Origin of the sequence: Phyllobacterium bourgognense, assembly GCF_003337575.1 — a bacterium.
Taxonomy (GTDB): Bacteria; Pseudomonadota; Alphaproteobacteria; order Rhizobiales; family Rhizobiaceae; genus Phyllobacterium; species Phyllobacterium bourgognense.
Window position 1 is genome coordinate 1 of record NZ_QPJM01000042.1, and the last position, 16,070, is coordinate 16,070.

13 protein-coding genes and 4 pseudogenes are annotated in these 16,070 nt (G+C 55.8%); 11 read left to right on the forward strand and 6 right to left on the reverse strand.

The genetic code is table 11. The features are described from left to right. Both C7476_RS29280 and C7476_RS27365 read left to right on the forward strand, forming a co-directional pair. Positions 1-196, forward strand: a pseudogene (locus tag C7476_RS29280) (class I SAM-dependent methyltransferase); the annotation flags it as partial. A gap of 385 nt (positions 197-581) precedes the next feature. Then, the gene (locus C7476_RS27365; RefSeq protein WP_114433069.1) at positions 582-2,132 is read left to right on the forward strand and encodes a calcium-binding protein; all 1,551 of its coding nucleotides are present in this window, start codon (positions 582-584) and stop codon (positions 2,130-2,132) included. A 512-nt stretch (positions 2,133-2,644) separates the two neighbouring features. On the opposite strand, the gene C7476_RS27370 is transcribed toward C7476_RS27365, so the two are convergent. Next, complete coding sequence (locus C7476_RS27370) at positions 2,645-4,492, reverse strand: putative bifunctional diguanylate cyclase/phosphodiesterase (RefSeq protein ID WP_114433070.1); 1,848 nt, start codon at positions 4,490-4,492, stop codon at positions 2,645-2,647. Between the two features lie 1,145 nt (positions 4,493-5,637). Between C7476_RS27370 and C7476_RS27380 the strand changes: the two genes are divergently transcribed. Together C7476_RS27380 and C7476_RS27385 are read left to right on the forward strand one after the other, a co-directional pair. After that, entirely contained in the window at positions 5,638-5,883 is a 246-nt protein-coding gene (locus tag C7476_RS27380; protein ID WP_114433072.1) for a type II toxin-antitoxin system Phd/YefM family antitoxin, read from the forward strand. Then, a complete protein-coding gene (locus C7476_RS27385; protein ID WP_245426644.1) occupies positions 5,880-6,332 on the forward strand; it encodes a PIN domain-containing protein in 453 nt (150 codons plus the stop codon). Before C7476_RS27380 ends, C7476_RS27385 begins: the two co-directional genes overlap by 4 nt. Here the strand turns inward: C7476_RS27385 and C7476_RS29285 are convergent. Further along, positions 6,312-6,601, reverse strand: a pseudogene (locus tag C7476_RS29285) (ATP dependent DNA ligase). The gene C7476_RS27385 and the pseudogene C7476_RS29285 sit on opposite strands and share 21 nt — an antisense overlap. On the opposite strand from C7476_RS29285, the gene C7476_RS28475 reads away from it, so the two are divergent. Together C7476_RS28475 and C7476_RS27395 are read left to right on the forward strand one after the other, a co-directional pair. After that, positions 6,560-6,700, forward strand: a complete 141-nt coding sequence (locus tag C7476_RS28475; protein WP_181872644.1) for a hypothetical protein — start codon at positions 6,560-6,562, stop codon at positions 6,698-6,700. The pseudogene C7476_RS29285 and the gene C7476_RS28475 sit on opposite strands and share 42 nt — an antisense overlap. A gap of 554 nt (positions 6,701-7,254) precedes the next feature. Continuing rightward, positions 7,255-7,905, forward strand: a complete 651-nt coding sequence (locus C7476_RS27395; protein ID WP_114433073.1) for a BON domain-containing protein — start codon at positions 7,255-7,257, stop codon at positions 7,903-7,905. A 103-nt stretch (positions 7,906-8,008) separates the two neighbouring features. Here C7476_RS27395 and C7476_RS27400 read toward each other — a convergent pair. The 4 genes and pseudogenes from C7476_RS27400 to C7476_RS27420 all read right to left on the reverse strand — a co-directional run. Next, a pseudogene (locus tag C7476_RS27400) lies at positions 8,009-8,743 on the reverse strand (YoaK family protein); the annotation flags it as partial. A gap of 34 nt (positions 8,744-8,777) precedes the next feature. Beyond that, complete coding sequence (locus tag C7476_RS27405) at positions 8,778-9,431, reverse strand: helix-turn-helix domain-containing protein (RefSeq protein ID WP_114433075.1); 654 nt, start codon at positions 9,429-9,431, stop codon at positions 8,778-8,780. A 571-nt stretch (positions 9,432-10,002) separates the two neighbouring features. Beyond that, a complete protein-coding gene (fixJ, locus tag C7476_RS27415) occupies positions 10,003-10,617 on the reverse strand; it encodes a response regulator FixJ (RefSeq protein WP_114433083.1) in 615 nt (204 codons plus the stop codon). Beyond that, the gene (locus C7476_RS27420; RefSeq protein ID WP_114433077.1) at positions 10,613-12,130 is read right to left on the reverse strand and encodes a PAS domain-containing sensor histidine kinase; all 1,518 of its coding nucleotides are present in this window, start codon (positions 12,128-12,130) and stop codon (positions 10,613-10,615) included. The genes fixJ and C7476_RS27420 overlap by 5 nt, the downstream gene beginning before the upstream one ends. A 100-nt stretch (positions 12,131-12,230) precedes the next feature. Here C7476_RS27420 and C7476_RS29585 point away from each other — a divergent pair. The 5 genes and pseudogenes from C7476_RS29585 to C7476_RS27440 form a co-directional block, all read left to right on the forward strand. Continuing rightward, positions 12,231-12,362: pseudogene (locus C7476_RS29585) on the forward strand (universal stress protein); the annotation flags it as partial. A gap of 347 nt (positions 12,363-12,709) precedes the next feature. Then, the gene (locus C7476_RS27425; RefSeq protein WP_114433078.1) at positions 12,710-13,684 is read left to right on the forward strand and encodes a GAF domain-containing protein; all 975 of its coding nucleotides are present in this window, start codon (positions 12,710-12,712) and stop codon (positions 13,682-13,684) included. A gap of 190 nt (positions 13,685-13,874) precedes the next feature. Beyond that, positions 13,875-15,392 carry an aldehyde dehydrogenase gene (adh, locus tag C7476_RS27430; protein ID WP_114433079.1) on the forward strand — a complete coding sequence of 506 codons (1,518 nt, stop codon included), beginning with the start codon at positions 13,875-13,877 and terminating at the stop codon, positions 15,390-15,392. A 62-nt stretch (positions 15,393-15,454) separates the two neighbouring features. Next, a complete protein-coding gene (locus tag C7476_RS27435; RefSeq protein ID WP_114433080.1) occupies positions 15,455-15,808 on the forward strand; it encodes a DUF779 domain-containing protein in 354 nt (117 codons plus the stop codon). A gap of 109 nt (positions 15,809-15,917) precedes the next feature. Next, the coding region (locus C7476_RS27440) for an acetyl-coenzyme A synthetase N-terminal domain-containing protein (RefSeq protein WP_147274759.1) at positions 15,918-16,070 on the forward strand (153 nt) is incomplete at its 3' end.

The window sequence follows — 16,070 nt, forward strand, 5'->3', positions numbered from 1 at the left end:
GGTTAGAGAGGGCGACGGCGAGGATGTGTTCACACACGGCAATGCTGCAGCGCCGCGGCGCTACGTCGAGACGTACTGGCGCGAGTCTGCCCTGCGGTCCGCGCTCACAGACGCCGGCTGGATCGTCAGCGATGTACGTCGGTGCGTCGGAAAGCCCCATGATCGGTGGCTGAGCATTCGAGCGCGTCGGGCGTGACGCACATGGCTGGTCGTGGCGCGACTATGAATTTTAGGTGGTCGCCAATGTTTGCTTCCGGGCGAAGGAAAAGATCGCATCTATGGATGATATGAGGGGGCGCAAAGCCGACTAACACGATAAAGGATTAATAAGTCAGGTTAAGTTACGCTGCCGCTCGAAGCGAAACTACTCTCTGGCTTGCCGACGGAACGTGCCGTTCCGTGCACGGGCTCTCGCGAGGCGAATTTAGCCTTGCCGCAAAAATACTTCAAAAATACAATAAAATTGCGATCATGTAGCAACATAGTCTCTGTACAAAAAGTGATTTGTAGCAACGGCTCCGTTCAGTTCAAGTTGCCAAGAGGTGATCGATACTATCGTCTTTTCAAACTTGGAGACTTAAATGCCAATTGACAGGTTCCTGTTCGATCTGCTCGGAGTCGGCGAGGTTAACGGCGTTTACAAAATTGCCGTTGGCACCGACCAGGCCGACGAAATTCGCATCACCGACCCCTATCCCTGGTATGTCGAAGGCCATGGCGGCGCTGATATCCTTGTCGGTAAGGATATAGGCGATACGGTGGGTTATGCCTCCTCACCCGAGGCGGTGCGGGTCGACCTGACCTTCGTGGGCGCTGATGGTTTCCTCGGCCTTGCCACCGGCGGAGACGCCACGGGCGACCGGGTCGCCGCCGGCTTTTCCAATGTGGTGGGGTCGGAATTCGACGACCTCCTGACCGGTGACGGGCGTGACACCGTACTCGCAGGACTTGCCGGCGACGATGGTCTTGCCGGCGGGGGCGGCAATGACACCCTTGCCGGCGGCCTGGGCGCGGATTCGCTCGATGGCGGAACCGGCGATGACAGGCTTCTCGGCGGGATCGGCGATGACATTCTGCGGGCTGGCATCGGCAATGACTGGCTTGAAGGCGGGCTGGACAATGACCGGATGAGCGCGGGCGAAGGCAATGATCATCTCCTCGGCGGCGATGGCGATGACAGGCTCGACGGCGGCACGGGCGACGACCTGATCAGCGGCGCGGCCGGCAATGACAATCTCGTCGGTGGCGATGGCATTGACAGCCTCGATGCCGGTGCGGGAGACGACACGATCAGTGGCGGTGCCGGCGGCGATCGCATCAATGGCGACGATGGCATCGACAGGATCAATGGTGGTGCAGGGGTAGATCACATCAGCGGTGGTGCTGGGGATGATTTCATTGCCGGGGGTGACGATGGGGATTTCATCGCCGGCGGTGATGGCCACGATCTGATCGACGGTGGTGCCGGGCAGGACTTTATCTGGGGTGGAGCCGGCAATGACGTGCTCATCGGAGGGACCGAAAGGGATACACTGATGGGTGGTGCTGGCGACGATTTCATCGTCAGCAATGGCGGCAACAACATCATATCGGGCGGTGATGGATTCGACACGCTGGACATGTCGCAGGCACATGATCCATCCGACATTGGCCCAGATTACTATATAGATATCGAACATTTCATCGGCAGCCGTTTCGACGATTCAATCGGCGGCAATGCCTCAGACAATATCATCGATGGCGGGCTCGGCTCCGATACCCTGACCGGCCGCGGCGGAGCCGATACGTTCACTTTCGACCTGGCCGACGATAATTTCGCGTTCCGGGCGCCGCAATCCGGCAGCGACACGATCACCGATTTCAGTTCCGCCGAGGGGGACCGGATCGATCTCAGCGGCATCGATGCCGATGCCGGCGCGTCCGGAGATCAGGCCTTTCATTTTATCGGCGGCAGTGAATTCTCGAATTCTGCGGGCGAGCTGCGGATATTCCAGGCGCAACAGGCTGCGTCCGCCGATCTCGATCATTGGATGGTCGAGGCCGACAGCAATGGCGACGGCATTGCCGATCTGATCGTTCAGGTGGATGGGCATTTCGATTCCGGATTATCAGCGCATGATTTCACGCTGTGAGGTTATGAATGGGCCCGACTCAGCTTCTCCGCTTTGTGGGTTACGCACCACAACATTGGCACATTGCGATGCCGTCAGGGGAGGGCGGCAACCATCCCATCTCATCCGGAACTGCTTCCATTCCCTGTCCGAACCATACGCTGCGCAGCCTCGCACTCAAGCATTAGCGACGAGCTTGCGCGTTCGACTGTCAAATCTGTGGGGCGATGCTCACATTGACATTGCCCAAGTTGGGTAAGGGCGTCTTGCCTCAAAAATTGCTTCAGCATGCACGGACTGGGTCGGTTCTGCTTGAGCAAGTGGTAATGCACAACAGCATCCGCCAAATTCGACGGGCAATACGGGCGTTGCCTTTGCGATGGCGCTAAAGAATGTCAGCGGAGATCCAGCTTTGGCACTAGCGCCGTGACCACTAACGATTTGTTAACCACACAAAGTGAGGAAGACCCTGGTTAACTGCAGCGTGACATCAAGGCGACATTTCCAAGCCAACAGTTGCTGTTGCCTGTCCGCTAATACCAGGATGGATAGATGCCGGATCGCGTATGCGCTCTACGATGCTGCCCCAATAAGAGTTCCCTAGTGTCTGCCGCCGAGACCGGTTTGCCGAAGAGGTATCCTTGACCGAACTGACAACCGAGCTCGCTCAGTTGGCGCACCTGCTCAAGAGATTCGATACCCTCTGCAATCACACGCATGTCTAACCGGTTCGCCATGTCCATGATAGCTGCGACAATGACTGAACTTGCTTTTCCATTGGCCAAAGCCCCCACGAAGGACCGATCGATTTTGATGACATCAACCGGGAAGCTTATCAGATGGGTAAGGGAGGCGTATCCCGTGCCGAAATCATCAAGTGCAACAAGCAGTCCTTTATCGCGGAGCCGCTTTACCGCTTTGGCCACGAACTGGTCGCTGCCGCCCATAAATACAGACTCGTTAACCTCTAGCACAATGTGCTTGAGCGGAACGTCTTGCTTTGCGAAGCATGCCTCGATCTTCGCCTGGAGATTTCCGTATTGAAAATCCCCGGTCGTCACGTTGATCCCGACGTGCTCCACGGGGATACCGAGATCCAACCATTCGCGAATGTCGGATGCAACCTGGTTCAGCATTTTCTCAGTAACACGCGAGGCTATCTTGGTATCGGAGAACGCAGCAGCAAAATCGCCTGCAGGGGATACGCCGCCTTGTAGATCAGTCATGCGGACCAAAGCTTCCAGGCCGACAACTTCTGATGACGCCAGCTGCGCGATTGGTTGGTAATATGCCGTTATGCGACCCTCTGCCAATGCAGCGTCCACATTGCGGATTGCGCGGATACGGTCGATGATCGAGGTGCGAAGCTCGGGACGAAATTGAACATAGCCTCCCCGGTCTGTCTCCTTTGCGTGATAAAGCGCAAAATCCGCATTCTGCCGCAACGTATTTGCTTCAACGCCATCGGCTCCGAACAGGGCTCCGCCGATGGTGACGCTGGGAAAAAGTGTGTCCAATCCGGCAGTTACGGGACCACTGGTTCTATGAAGAATGCCTTGAGCAGCGCCAGCCAGACCCTCTGCAGTTGTGACACCATCAATGATGACTGCAAATTCGTCCCCGCCCAGCCGGAACGCTGTCTCTCCTGGACGGTCCTTGCCAATCATGTTGGCCACACTTTTGATCACGAAGTCGCCCACCACGTGTCCCATAGTATCATTGACAGATTTCAAGTGATCGATATCTACCAGAAGTAGCCCGAAAGCGGCTTGGTCATGAACCCGCCGGCAAAGCATTTCATCAAAGCGGGTTCGATTGGATAGCCCGGTCAGCGCGTCAAAATAAGCGAGCTTATAATCGCGCGCCTGCACCTGTTCATGCTCAATGGCGATTGCGCACAGATGAACACAGGTCTGGACGATTCGCCTCTCCAGTTCATCAGGTGTCCGGACTGTTTTGTAATAGAAAGCAAATGTACCCACCACGCGTCCATCGCGCGACTTTACAGGAGTAGACCAGCAGGCTCGAAGTCCAAGTGGCAGCGCCAGAGCTTTGAAATCGGCCCAGAGCGGATCGGATTCGATGTCAGAAACGATGACGGGTTCGCCTCGGTAAGCCGCAGTTCCGCACGACCCGACCGTGGGGCCGGCTTCGATTCCGTCGATTGCCTCAGAGTAGGCGTCAGGCAGGCTTGGCCCAGCCAGCGGGTGAAGCTTTTGGTCCGGGTCAACTGTAAGCACTGAACATACAATGGTTGGAACTAGATTCTCGATCCTGCGACACAGCAAATCGGCAATGTCGCGCAGTGGATCACCAGAGGTCACAGCTTCCAGAATTTCATTCTGGATATGGAGCAGGAGATCACTGACGCCAGGCTTCATACAGATTTCCACATTGAAGGGATTTTCGCACCGGTCGTGCAATACTACTTGTCATCCGTAAAGATAACATGAGCAGACGATTGTTGTTCACTTAACTTCAGTCCTCCATCAAGTGTGGTCTGCAATGGAGAAGCGCAAGCAGCAGGTCGTATCCACCGAGGACTAATTCTGCCTGTAACGGCGGAGGGGCTGGCGGGAATCATGTGCTTGCACACCCCCTAGAGGGCTGGCCTTCTCCCCAGTCACCGCCAAACTCGCGGCGCGAAGTGGACATGATGCAGACAGCCATTGCGCATACAAAAAGAAAAAATAAATAAAAATCTGTAAGCCGATTTTGCTAATAAATCCCCTTCGCAAAACGCTGGAAACGGGAGTAAATTTGCCCGTGCCGGTTGTGATGGCTAGCCAAATTTTACAACCCGCTTTCTGGGAGAGGATTGGGGGCGACGTGCCTCCTCTTCTCCCTCTTTGTATCAAGCGGAAGGGAACAGTGATTGGACCGGATCGCCCTAACGGGTGACACTTCTTTTGCTGCCTTGAAACCCACTACCCCGAGGCCCTTTAGGGCAGCACCCCAAAGGCCGGAGCAGACTATGCACCCCCAAGGTGTTGTGTCGCCCGGCCGTTTTTTGGCCGGTACAAATGTCTGGGATTGAAGCCTCAGGCTGAAAACAGGTGTATTATGTCGATAGCTGACCGGCAGTTTCGCCCTCAATCAAATTGCCGGTCAGGACCTAGCCGGAAGCGCCCGAAACTGCACTCACATCCTCAGTCCCCCCTGAACCGTGAGTTGCTTCGTCTTCCGGCTTTCTTTGTCGGAAGTAACTTTTTTCCAGCGATTGCCCCGATCCGCGAACAGCAGTATTTTTCCCTCGTGTTGCGAACCACATTTTTCTGGAGACTACGTTCGCAATGCGCCTATCTGACTTCTCATCTTGGCAAGTCCTCCGTGTCACCTGCACCCGCTGCAAGCACGCCGTTCTCCTCGACCCCAAGACCCTCTACCGCGCCGCGAACAGCCCGGCGTCCATGAGCCTAAAGGACATCGAAGCGAAGCCAACATTTTCCCTTGTTCGCTTGACATGCCAACAAAATGTTCCTAAAGTGGTCACCAGTAACCACCTCAAATTGTGGACCAAGGACTGATGAAATCTATCAATCTCAAAGAAGCTAAGGCAGGGTTCAGCGCGATCATCGACGCGGCTGAACATGGTTTGCCGACGACGATCACGAAACATGGTCGCCCAGCCGCGATCATCGTTCCGATCGCCGACGCTGCGCGCATCTATCCTGTCGACCGTCCGTCATTCGGGGAATTCCTGTTATCCTTTCCCGGGGGCGGAATTGAGTTCGAACGGAATCCGTCTCCAAGCCGTGAGATTGACCTGTGAGCGGCTTCCTGTTCGATACGTCGATATTGTCCGTCTTTGGGCCTGCAAGGCCGGATGCGGCCCCTGTGGAGGCAAAGTTGGCTCAATGGGTACGCAACAACACAAACCGCTTGTATGTGCCTGTAACCGCAATCCTAGAGATCGAGCGCGGCGCATCTAAACTCGATCGCGCTGGCGGGCATGCTCGAGCTCAAGAAATCATGCGCTGGCTTGAACAGATGATTGAGGGATTCGGAGAGCGCGTCCTTGCCGTCGACGCTGCCGTTGCACGAGCAGCAGGAAGCATCGAAGACGCCGCAAACGCCAAGGGCAGGAATCCCGGCCTTGCCGATTGCATTATTGCCGCGATCGGGAAAACCCATGATCTTATCTTGCTGACGGCCAATACCAGGCACTTCGAACCGTTGCCCGTCCGTTTCATCAACCCTTTAATCGATCCACTGCCCTAGTTCATAGACCTCGGCATGGTCCGCCGCTTCACGGATTCCTTTGAATGAGGTGTGTCTCAGTTTTCCGTCGTGTGTCCAAGCTCCATAGGTCACTTCCGCAACCAAGCCCAGTTCGACGAACACATACTTCTTGCCTTGATGCCCGAGGCCAATGGGTTTTCGATACGGATACTATCAAGCTGGGCTTTAAGATCACGTGTTAGTTTCGCTGAGAAGCCCGTTCCGACGTGCCCAACATAAACCAGCCCATCGCCCTGACGGGCCGCCAGCCATTGCTGGGTTCTGTCGCACTTTCAGCAGAGCCGATCGTCACCAAGGTTCAGGTCTACAAGAACGTTGCAAAAAATCGGTGGCCGATCACACTATAGAGCAGCTCAAGACCCCCGAGGGGAAAGCCAAATGTGGCTGCACTGGTGACCGCGGTCGGCGGCGAACGTAAGCATCGCCGAAAAGGCAACGCCGGCTAAAAGTGTTGGTTTCATTTCTACTGTCCCCTAGTGCGAACTAGCACCGGGTCCGACAATGAAGCGCGACAACTGCAAGGGCCTACAGTTGTTTTCAATCGCTATTTTAGCGAACCGGTTCAAACTGTGACCACGGAGCCTCATCGCGCCGCGTCTTTATGGGCTTATTTTTCGAATGTTCTCGATCTGTGCTTGGAAAATCGCATAATGGCTCATCCGGGCCCGCAGGTTGCGGATGCCGTATTCAGGGCTTCCGTGATTCGAATCTTTTCAAATACGGCAGTGAGTCTCCCCTCCGGTATGGAGCTCCTCATGCGAGACAGGTGCGGGCCACCCAACCGATGAACGAATACGTTGGATTCTGACATTGATGCTTTGACCCGGATCAATGCCTCAGTTGCCACGCTAGGCGAGAATGGAGCATCGGAGTTCGGCCGTTTGCTCAAAGGATCACTAAAATGAACGACATGGTTTTGCGACAGAACATCCTCGACGAACTTGAATTCGAACCAAGCCTCAACGCTGCAAACATCGGCGTCTCAGTCGAAAATGGAGTCGTCACTTTGATGGGGCACGTTCCTACCTACATGGAAAAAAACGCCGCCGCCGACGCCGTTTGCCGCGTCAAGGGTGTTCGCGGGATCGCGCATGATATAGAGGTGCGTCCTATCGGCAGCCATCGCACAGCAGACGATGAGATCGCAAAGCGTGCGCTTAACGTCTTGAGTTGGAGCACCGCCATTCCCGATGGAGCCGTGCAAGTGCAAGTTGACAAGGGATGGGTACTTCTCTCAGGCATCGTTGATTGGAACTACCAGAAGATAGCGGCCACGGAAGCCGTGCGAGCACTGGCGGGCGTTTTCGACGTTGCAAATAACATCCAGGTCAAACCCCACGTGTCGTCGTTTGACGTCAAGAGGCGGATCGAAGACGCGTTGAAGAGAAACGCGCAGGTCGACCCGTCCGGCGTTCGTGTGACGGTCGATGACTCTGGCCACGTAACTCTCGAAGGACAGGTCAAAGCTTGGGGAGCGCGCGGCTCTGCGGTCCGGGCAGCTTGGTCGGCACCCGGCGTCAAAGCGGTCGAAGACTTGCTCACCGTCGTCTGATTGGTAGAAGTTTGTGTCCACTACGGCCTCCGGCCATACTGTTTGATCAGGGTTAAACAGAGGTACACAACATTTAGCGCGCCCAGGTCTTACTCAGCGTTGTTTTCACATCGTCGAAGAACGGCACAGCTGCAGCGACCAGGAGGATGAGGGCCAGGAATATCGTTGCTCCAAAGCCGGCAAATCTGAATCCGAATGCGCCAACGATGCCGCCAGCAAAGAACAGGAATACCAGCGACGTGTGAACCTTCAGTTTAGATCGGTCCGCGCGCACCATGGGTTTGGCAACGTCGTCGCGCGCTATATTCCAATAGAAAAGCTTCCCCAGTTCAATTCCCATATCTGTCGTCATCCCCGTAACGTGGGTTGTCCGAATTCGAGCGTTGGACAGCTTGGTGATCACGGCGTTTTGCAGGCCCATGATAAAGCATAGGAGCATCACGGTCGCGGGGACAAACAGCCATTCGTGCAGGGAGAGTTTGCTGCCCATAAGGCCAAAGCAAAGCAGCAGAACGGCCTCGATCATGATCGGAAAAGCGTATTCGCTTTGCAGCGATTGTCGCCGGCCCCAATTTACGAGGATAGCCGAAACGGCCGCGCCTGCGACGAACGAGGCAAACGCGGCCAATCCGGAGAGTGCAAATTTGACATCGCCCAATGCAAAGCTGTCGGCCATCGACGACACGATGCCCGACATGTGTGAGGTGTACTGTTTTACTGCCAGAAAACCTCCGGCATTCGCCGCACCCGCGACGAAAGTCAAAATATAGGCCAAGTGGCGGTCGGCAGGGTCGCTTCTCACCCGTCCCGTCAGCCGTCGCAAATAATTTTTCATGATTTGGCCGCGAGCTTTAAGGATGAATGATTTGGAGCTACTCGCTCATTGCCTGTAGCGCGTTCCACTTTTTAATCTCGGCGCTTCGCAGCGTTGGAAGGGCGATGATTTCCTTGTCTTTCAACTTTGAAAATACCCGGGACACCGTTTCGATGGTTAGACCAAGATAGTCGCCTATGTCCATGCGTGACATAGGAAGCTCCACCTGTTCCAATCCACCCTGACGTTCCGCCAGATCGAGGAGGAACGCAGCCACGCGCTCGGCTGCCGTCTGACGGCCGAGCACGAGCAAATGTTCCTGTGCACGCGTAAGACAGCGCAATGTCAGTGAGAACAGTTCCTGAGAGATGTCGCCGAACTTCGAGCGCGGAAATAACCGGAGGCTTGTGCCCGTTATCGCTTCCGCAAAGAAATGGTGGTTTGCATCGGCTTCGAAACCGAAGACTTCGCCGGATAGATAAAATGCGCTGATCTGCCTTCGACCGTCGGCGAGTAACCGATAGACTCGGACGGCACCAAACTCGACCTGGTAGATGTTTCTCGCCTTTTGGCCCTGGGCATAAATCTCGGAGCCCGGAGCAAAGAACAAAATCTGTTGCGGACGAGCTTGACCCAACGGCAACGGAACGGGTTGATCGATGCCATCCGATCCGAGCCGCGGTGACATTTGGATAGTGGTGTAGGCCAGCATGACGATCTCCCCATTCGATATGATGGGACAACAATCGCTGATATCGTCATGCTGCGAAATTCGTTTATGTACCTACACGTTTCTACGTAGATTGACCCGTGCCAGCAGACGGATCGGTCAATCTAATGGCCGTGATTAACGCATTCCCCAAGAGGGGCTTTCGCAGCACTCTGACGCCGAGCACGTCAGGCATGGATCGAGAGCGGTCCACCAGCAGTAAGACGGGCTTGTGGAATTCTCGCACCACGGCCATCGCTAGCGGGTGGTTCAGAAGTGCTTCTTCGTCTACGACGAAGCAACTGCCTGTGGCCGTGCTTGGCGATGCGAGGGCTGCGTTCACGTCGTCGAACGACAGAACCGTAAGGCCTTCAACCTCGAGCGCAAACTCAAGCGACCGTCGCAACCCGTAGTCTGGGGCAACAACAAGCACTCGGAATGGATTCGACAACGGGCATTCCCTCTTAACATGACCGAACGATCGGTGGGCGGCAAATGGCGCAAGTACCTTGATTGTGTTTTCATGAGTGCGCATTGCGCTAGGTCAAATCAGCGGATTGACCAGATGGAATCGTCAGTCGATGTCGAGCTTCGCATTGAGTGCCATTCGTACAAGTTCCGGCAAGTTCCTCGCTTTCATTTTTGCCATTACGTTGGCCCGATGGACTTCAACCGTACGTGGACTGATATTCAGATCGTAGGCGATGGTTTTGTTCGCACGTCCTGCCACTACGCTTGAAAGGACTTGCCTTTCGCGGTCGGTCAACTCCTCCCACCGCGCCTGGATGTCCGAAGCGTCATCTAATTCATCAGCGGTGTCCGTTAATTGTGCCGCCACCCGCTTTACCGCTTCAATCAAGACTTCGTCTTCAAACGGCTTTTCTATGAAGTCCAAAGCGCCGGCCTTCATGGCTTCCACGGCCATCGGCACGTCTCCATGCCCCGTTATCACGATAGAGGGGATTTGAAGGTCGGCAGTTTTCAAGTTGCGCAACAACTCCACGCCACTCATGTCCGGCATTCGCAAATCCGTAATCAGGCAGCCATTGCGAATTGTCGGTGCGGTCGCAAGAAATCCTGTTGCCGACTCGTGCACGCGAACGGTGAAGCCGGACATGGTCAGCAAGAACGCGAGAGACTTTCTGGCCGCCTCTTCATCGTCGACAACATGGACAGTGTAGTCGTCAATCGCCATTTGGGTGCTTATCCTCAATTGCAGGAAGCGTGAAGCGGAATGTGGTACCCCCGCTCTCGTTCTTTTTTACCGTTATGCTGCCACCGTGTGACTCGACAATGCGCTTGGAGATCGACAGACCCACCCCCATGCCGCCAGGTTTGGTGGTCATGAAGGGCTTGAACAGCTGTGGGGCAATCTCGTCGGGGATGCCGGGTCCAGTATCGGCAACCTCGACCACGACCCACCCATTCTCGTCCAAACTCGTTTGCACAAGCAGGTCACGTTTTTCACCGTCCCGCATCGCTTCCATGGCATTGCGCATCAGGTTGATCAAGACCTGTTGGATTTGCACGCCGTCGACCATGACGAACCTGGCGTCGGGGCCAAACTCGAACACGGACCTGACACCGCGTTCACGCGACCCCACGAGCGCCAGAGCACCAGCTTCCTCGACCAGCTTGCGGATGTCTTCCTGCGCCTTGTCGGTTTCGCCGCGTGTCACGAATTCCCTTAGATGCCTGATAATTTGCCCTGCGCGCAAGGCTTGCCTCGAGGTCTCTTCCAAAGCCTCGCGCATTTTCGATGCGAGGGCGTCGTCCATGTCGCGCAACAATCGTGTGCACCCCTGGGCATAGTTGGCTATGGCAGATAGCGGCTGGTTGAGTTCGTGCGCCAGCGTCGACGCCATTTCGCCCAGCTCGTTGAGTCGCGCCAGCCGGGCCAGCTCGCCCTGGATTTCCTGCAGCCGCGCCGCGGATTCTTCGCGCTCGGTCAAATCCCGAATGAATCCGGTGAAGAAGACCTTGTCTCCTGTCTTTATCTCTCCGACTGCAAGTTTCATCGGAAAGGTCGAACCATCCTTGCGTCTGCCGACGACGACGCGATCGATGCCGATGATGCGCTTTTCGCCCGTTTGCAAATACCTGCTTATGTAACCGTCGTGCTCCCGCTGGTAGGGCTCCGGCATCAAGATGCGGACATTCCGCCCGACAACCTCGGCTTCGGTGTAGCCGAACTGCCGAACGGCTGCGGCGTTGAATGACCTGATCGTTCCATCCTTTTCAATGACGACCGTGGCATCAAGCACCGTGTCCAGGATCGACCGGAGATGCGCTTCGCGGGCATCGAGGTCGCCCATTGTCTTGTCGGTAACTCGCCTGGCATGGTGAAGCAGTCCCCCCATCCAGGCAATCACCAAACCAATGGCAATCAGAATGGCAAACTCGACCACGTTTTCCGTGTGGTCGAATTGCGTGCCGCCCAGATAAAGTGAGAAGATCAACGAAAGGCACACCGCTGCCAGCCCCGGTCCAATTCCTCCTGCGATCGATGCGACAAGGATCGAAGGGATGAACAGAATGAATATCGCGCGGTCTTCGAGCAGATCCTGCAGCGCCAATCGCAGTAGCAAGGCAATCAGTACCGCGATTGCGGCGAGGACATAGCCTTTCGTCCCCTCGAAGCGTGAGGACAAGGCGGCTTGCAGGAACCGTCCCCGGAGGCCGGGTATGTCTCGTACTGGCATGGGCGCTATCGGGGTTCCGGATTGAGTGAGAGATCATACTTTCCGACAACACAGAGCAACATAAACGCGTTCTTTTCAACAACAAACAGGCCCATCCCGCGCCGTCGATATTTCCGCCGACTTAATCGTGATGGAGCGTACGGGCACTCGCGCCTGCGCGAGCGGGTCTTTGGCGGTGTGACTTAGATCAATGATCGAAGCCCCGCCGCTTACCGTCTTCATGAGACACTAAGCCCGGAGTCCAGCTGCCTTAATTCCAATCTCGGAAAAGATGAGGTGGCCATTACAGCGCGCCTGTTCCTTGGCGTTCCAGTGCGCGTCAAGAATTGTTCAATCGGTGCCTACCCGCATGATATGAATTATTGATCTCGATCATTGCGACCCGCAGCCGCCCCTATAGGATGCGAGTAGAAGCTGGCAATTTGATTGCATCTCCGAAGGGACTTCAAATCATGATGCGGATGGCCGTCGAATTAGCCTCTTCTTATTTGGAGCTAATGACAGGCTTGACGTGATGTCGAACTGCCTTAGGCTGATGGCGGACGATCGGCGGGTCGTCCTGGACTTCGGGAGGAGACCATGGGAATGCAGCATGACGGCTTACACGCCGACCATATTCAATCTGCGCTTTCCGGGAGCGCTGCTGCTCAGTCGGCGCTCATTGCCTCATGGCGTCGATCCATGCGGCTCTATGGTCTGAATCCGGGTGAGGGCACACTGCCAAGTGTTCTGACGGATCGTGAACTGAAAGAGGCACGCGAACGGCTCGGTTCCCTGATCCACACCGCACAGGCCAGTCTTGACCGACTCTATTCGGCCGTTGGCGGCGCAGGCTGTTGTGTGCTTCTGGCCGACAAGGATGGTGTGCCAGTCGATCGACGCGGTTCTGCGTCCGATGATGAAACCTTCTACAGGATGGGCCTTTGGACCGGAGCGGTGTGGAGCGAGGAAAGCGAAGGGACCAATGGGATTGGTACGGCGCTGGCCGAGCAGCGGGCCCTGACCATTCACCGTGATCAGCATTTCCGCAGCAGAAATATTGCCCTGTCCTGCACGGTAGCCCCGATCTTCGATCATCGTGGCCGCTTGATGGCGGCAATTGATGTCTCTTCGGCCCGTTGGGACTTGACCGAAGATTTCGTCAAGCTGATTTCGGTTGCCGTTGTTGACGCTGCACGGCGGGTGGAAGCTGAAAATTTCCGGCTGGCGTTTCCCAAGGCACGAATTGTCTTGGCCCAACGAGCAGAAGTCGCTCTGAATGAGCGCGCCATGCATGCGCTTATCGCGGTCGATGAGGATGATCTCGTCGTCGGTGCTTCGCGCTCCGCTCGTCATCTCCTTGGACTGACGGATGAAGCGCTGAGTAAACCACTGCCAGCCTCTGATCTTCTGGACCAGCATACCAGCGTCGAACGTGACTATGCTACCGCCGAACGAGGGGCTATCCAGCGCGCCTTGGCGCACACTGAAGGAAATGTAACGGCTGCCGCTACCGATTTGGGCATCAGCCGCGCCACCTTGCATCGCAAACTGAAACGGCTCGGTCTTTCCTGAGGACTTTTTTCCATTGTGCTGATTTGTGCGCCTGATTGTCGCAAAACTGCGACAGATCGGGAGCGATGCAGTTTTGCCGGGGCTGACACAATAGCGGTATCGCGCCATCCTCACTTTCGATGCTGCAGGAGGCAGCGTTTTAGCACAGGCGATCTCGCACAAGCGTGCGCAGCGCCAGGGAGGAAGTTTCATGAACAAGGTAGAATTCAACCGCACAATCAAGCCCAATTTCAAGAAGCGCTATGGCAATTTCATCGACGGCAAATTCGTCGAACCGAAAGCCGGACGCTATTTCGAAAACACATCCCCGGTAAACGGTCAGGTTCTTTGCGAAATCGCCAGATCAGATGCAAGCGATGTCGAGGCTGCACTCGATGCGGCACACGCTGCAAAAGATGCCTGGGGCCGTACAAGCGCCGCCGAGCGCAGCGTGATCCTCAACAAGATCGCGCAGGTGATGGAAGACAACCTCGATGTGCTTGCCCAGGCGGAAACCTGGGACAACGGCAAGCCGATCCGCGAAACCACTGCAGCCGACCTGCCGCTCGCGATCGATCATTTCCGCTATTTTGCTGGTGTGATACGCGCCCAAGAAGGTGGCATCTCGGAAATCGATCACGATACGGTGGCCTATCACTTCCATGAACCGCTCGGTGTCGTCGGTCAGATCATTCCCTGGAATTTCCCCATCTTGATGGCAGTGTGGAAACTGGCTCCGGCACTGGCTGCGGGAAATTGCGTCGTGCTGAAGCCTGCGGAACAAACCCCTGCGTCCATCCTGGTACTCGCCGAACTGATCGCGGACATCCTGCCGCCCGGCGTGCTCAATATTGTCAACGGTTTCGGGCTGGAAGCAGGCAAGCCGCTCGCCTCGAGCCCTCGTATCGCCAAGATTGCTTTCACCGGCGAGACGACGACCGGACGGCTGATCATGCAGTATGCCAGCCAGAATTTGATACCGGTGACACTGGAACTCGGCGGCAAGTCGCCCAACATCTTCTTCAAGGATGTAACGGCCGAAGACGATGACTTCTTCGACAAGGCGATCGAGGGCTTCGTCATGTTCGCGCTTAACCAGGGCGAGGTGTGCACCTGCCCAAGCCGCGCGCTGATCCATGAATCGATCTACGAAAGATTCATGGAACGTGCGTTGACGCGGGTCGAGGCCATCGTGCAGGGAGACCCGCTTGATCCCACAACCATGATCGGCGCGCAGGCTTCAAGCGAACAGCTGGAAAAGATCTTGTCATACATCGATATCGGCAAACAGGAGGGTGCCGAGGTACTGACAGGCGGTGAGCGGAATATTCTGTCCGGCGATCTCGCAGGGGGCTACTACGTCAAGCCGACCGTGTTCAAAGGACACAACCGCATGCGCATCTTCCAGGAGGAGATATTCGGTCCAGTCGTGTCGGTGACGACGTTCAAGGACGATGACGAGGCTTTGTCGATCGCCAATGACACGCTGTACGGTTTGGGAGCGGGTATTTGGAGTCGCGACGCCAATACCTGTTATAGGTTCGGCCGTGCCATACAGGCAGGGCGGGTCTGGACCAACTGCTACCATGCCTATCCGGCGCACGCCGCATTCGGCGGTTACAAGCAGTCTGGCATTGGTCGGGAGAACCACCTCAAGATGCTTGATCACTACCAGCAGACCAAGAACATGCTTGTCAGCTACAGCCCGAAGAAGCTGGGTTTCTTCTGAGCTCCACAACGAGCTGTCGGGGGCGCTGTCGCAGCGCCACCGGTTTTCAGGAGGGACAAAACATGAAAGACAAAGTCGGTGCCACACCAGCTGCGCTTGAGCTGATCGCAACATTGCAGTCGGAATACGGTCCAATCCTGTTTCACCAGTCGGGCGGATGCTGCGACGGATCTTCACCGATGTGCTATGCCCAGGGTGACTTCATTGTCGGTGATCAGGACATTTGCCTTGGTGAAATCGGCGGCGCGCCGGTATACATCAGCGCATCTCAATATGAGACCTGGAAGCACACAGACCTGCTTATCGATGTCGTGCCGGGTCGCGGCGGCATGTTCTCGCTCGATAACGGTCGGGAAATCAGATTCCTGACGCGGTCACGGGTCTGCACCATTTCCGATAGCGTCCCAATTTTTTAGTATCGTTCATTCGAATACCTTGGCGGGTGCATCAGTCGATTTCAGCTTTGAATATAATTTGACTGAATGCAGCAGCCCGCCATGAGACAACAGATTCTGGAGGAAATTGATGTCCGAGAAGGTCTATCCCGTGCTGGCAAGCGCGAAGAAAAACGCGCTTATCGACGATGAAACCTATCAGAGCTGGTACAAGCAGAGCATCAAGGATCCGGAGAAGTTCTGGGCCAAGCATGGCAAGCGCATCGATTGGTTCAAGCCTTTT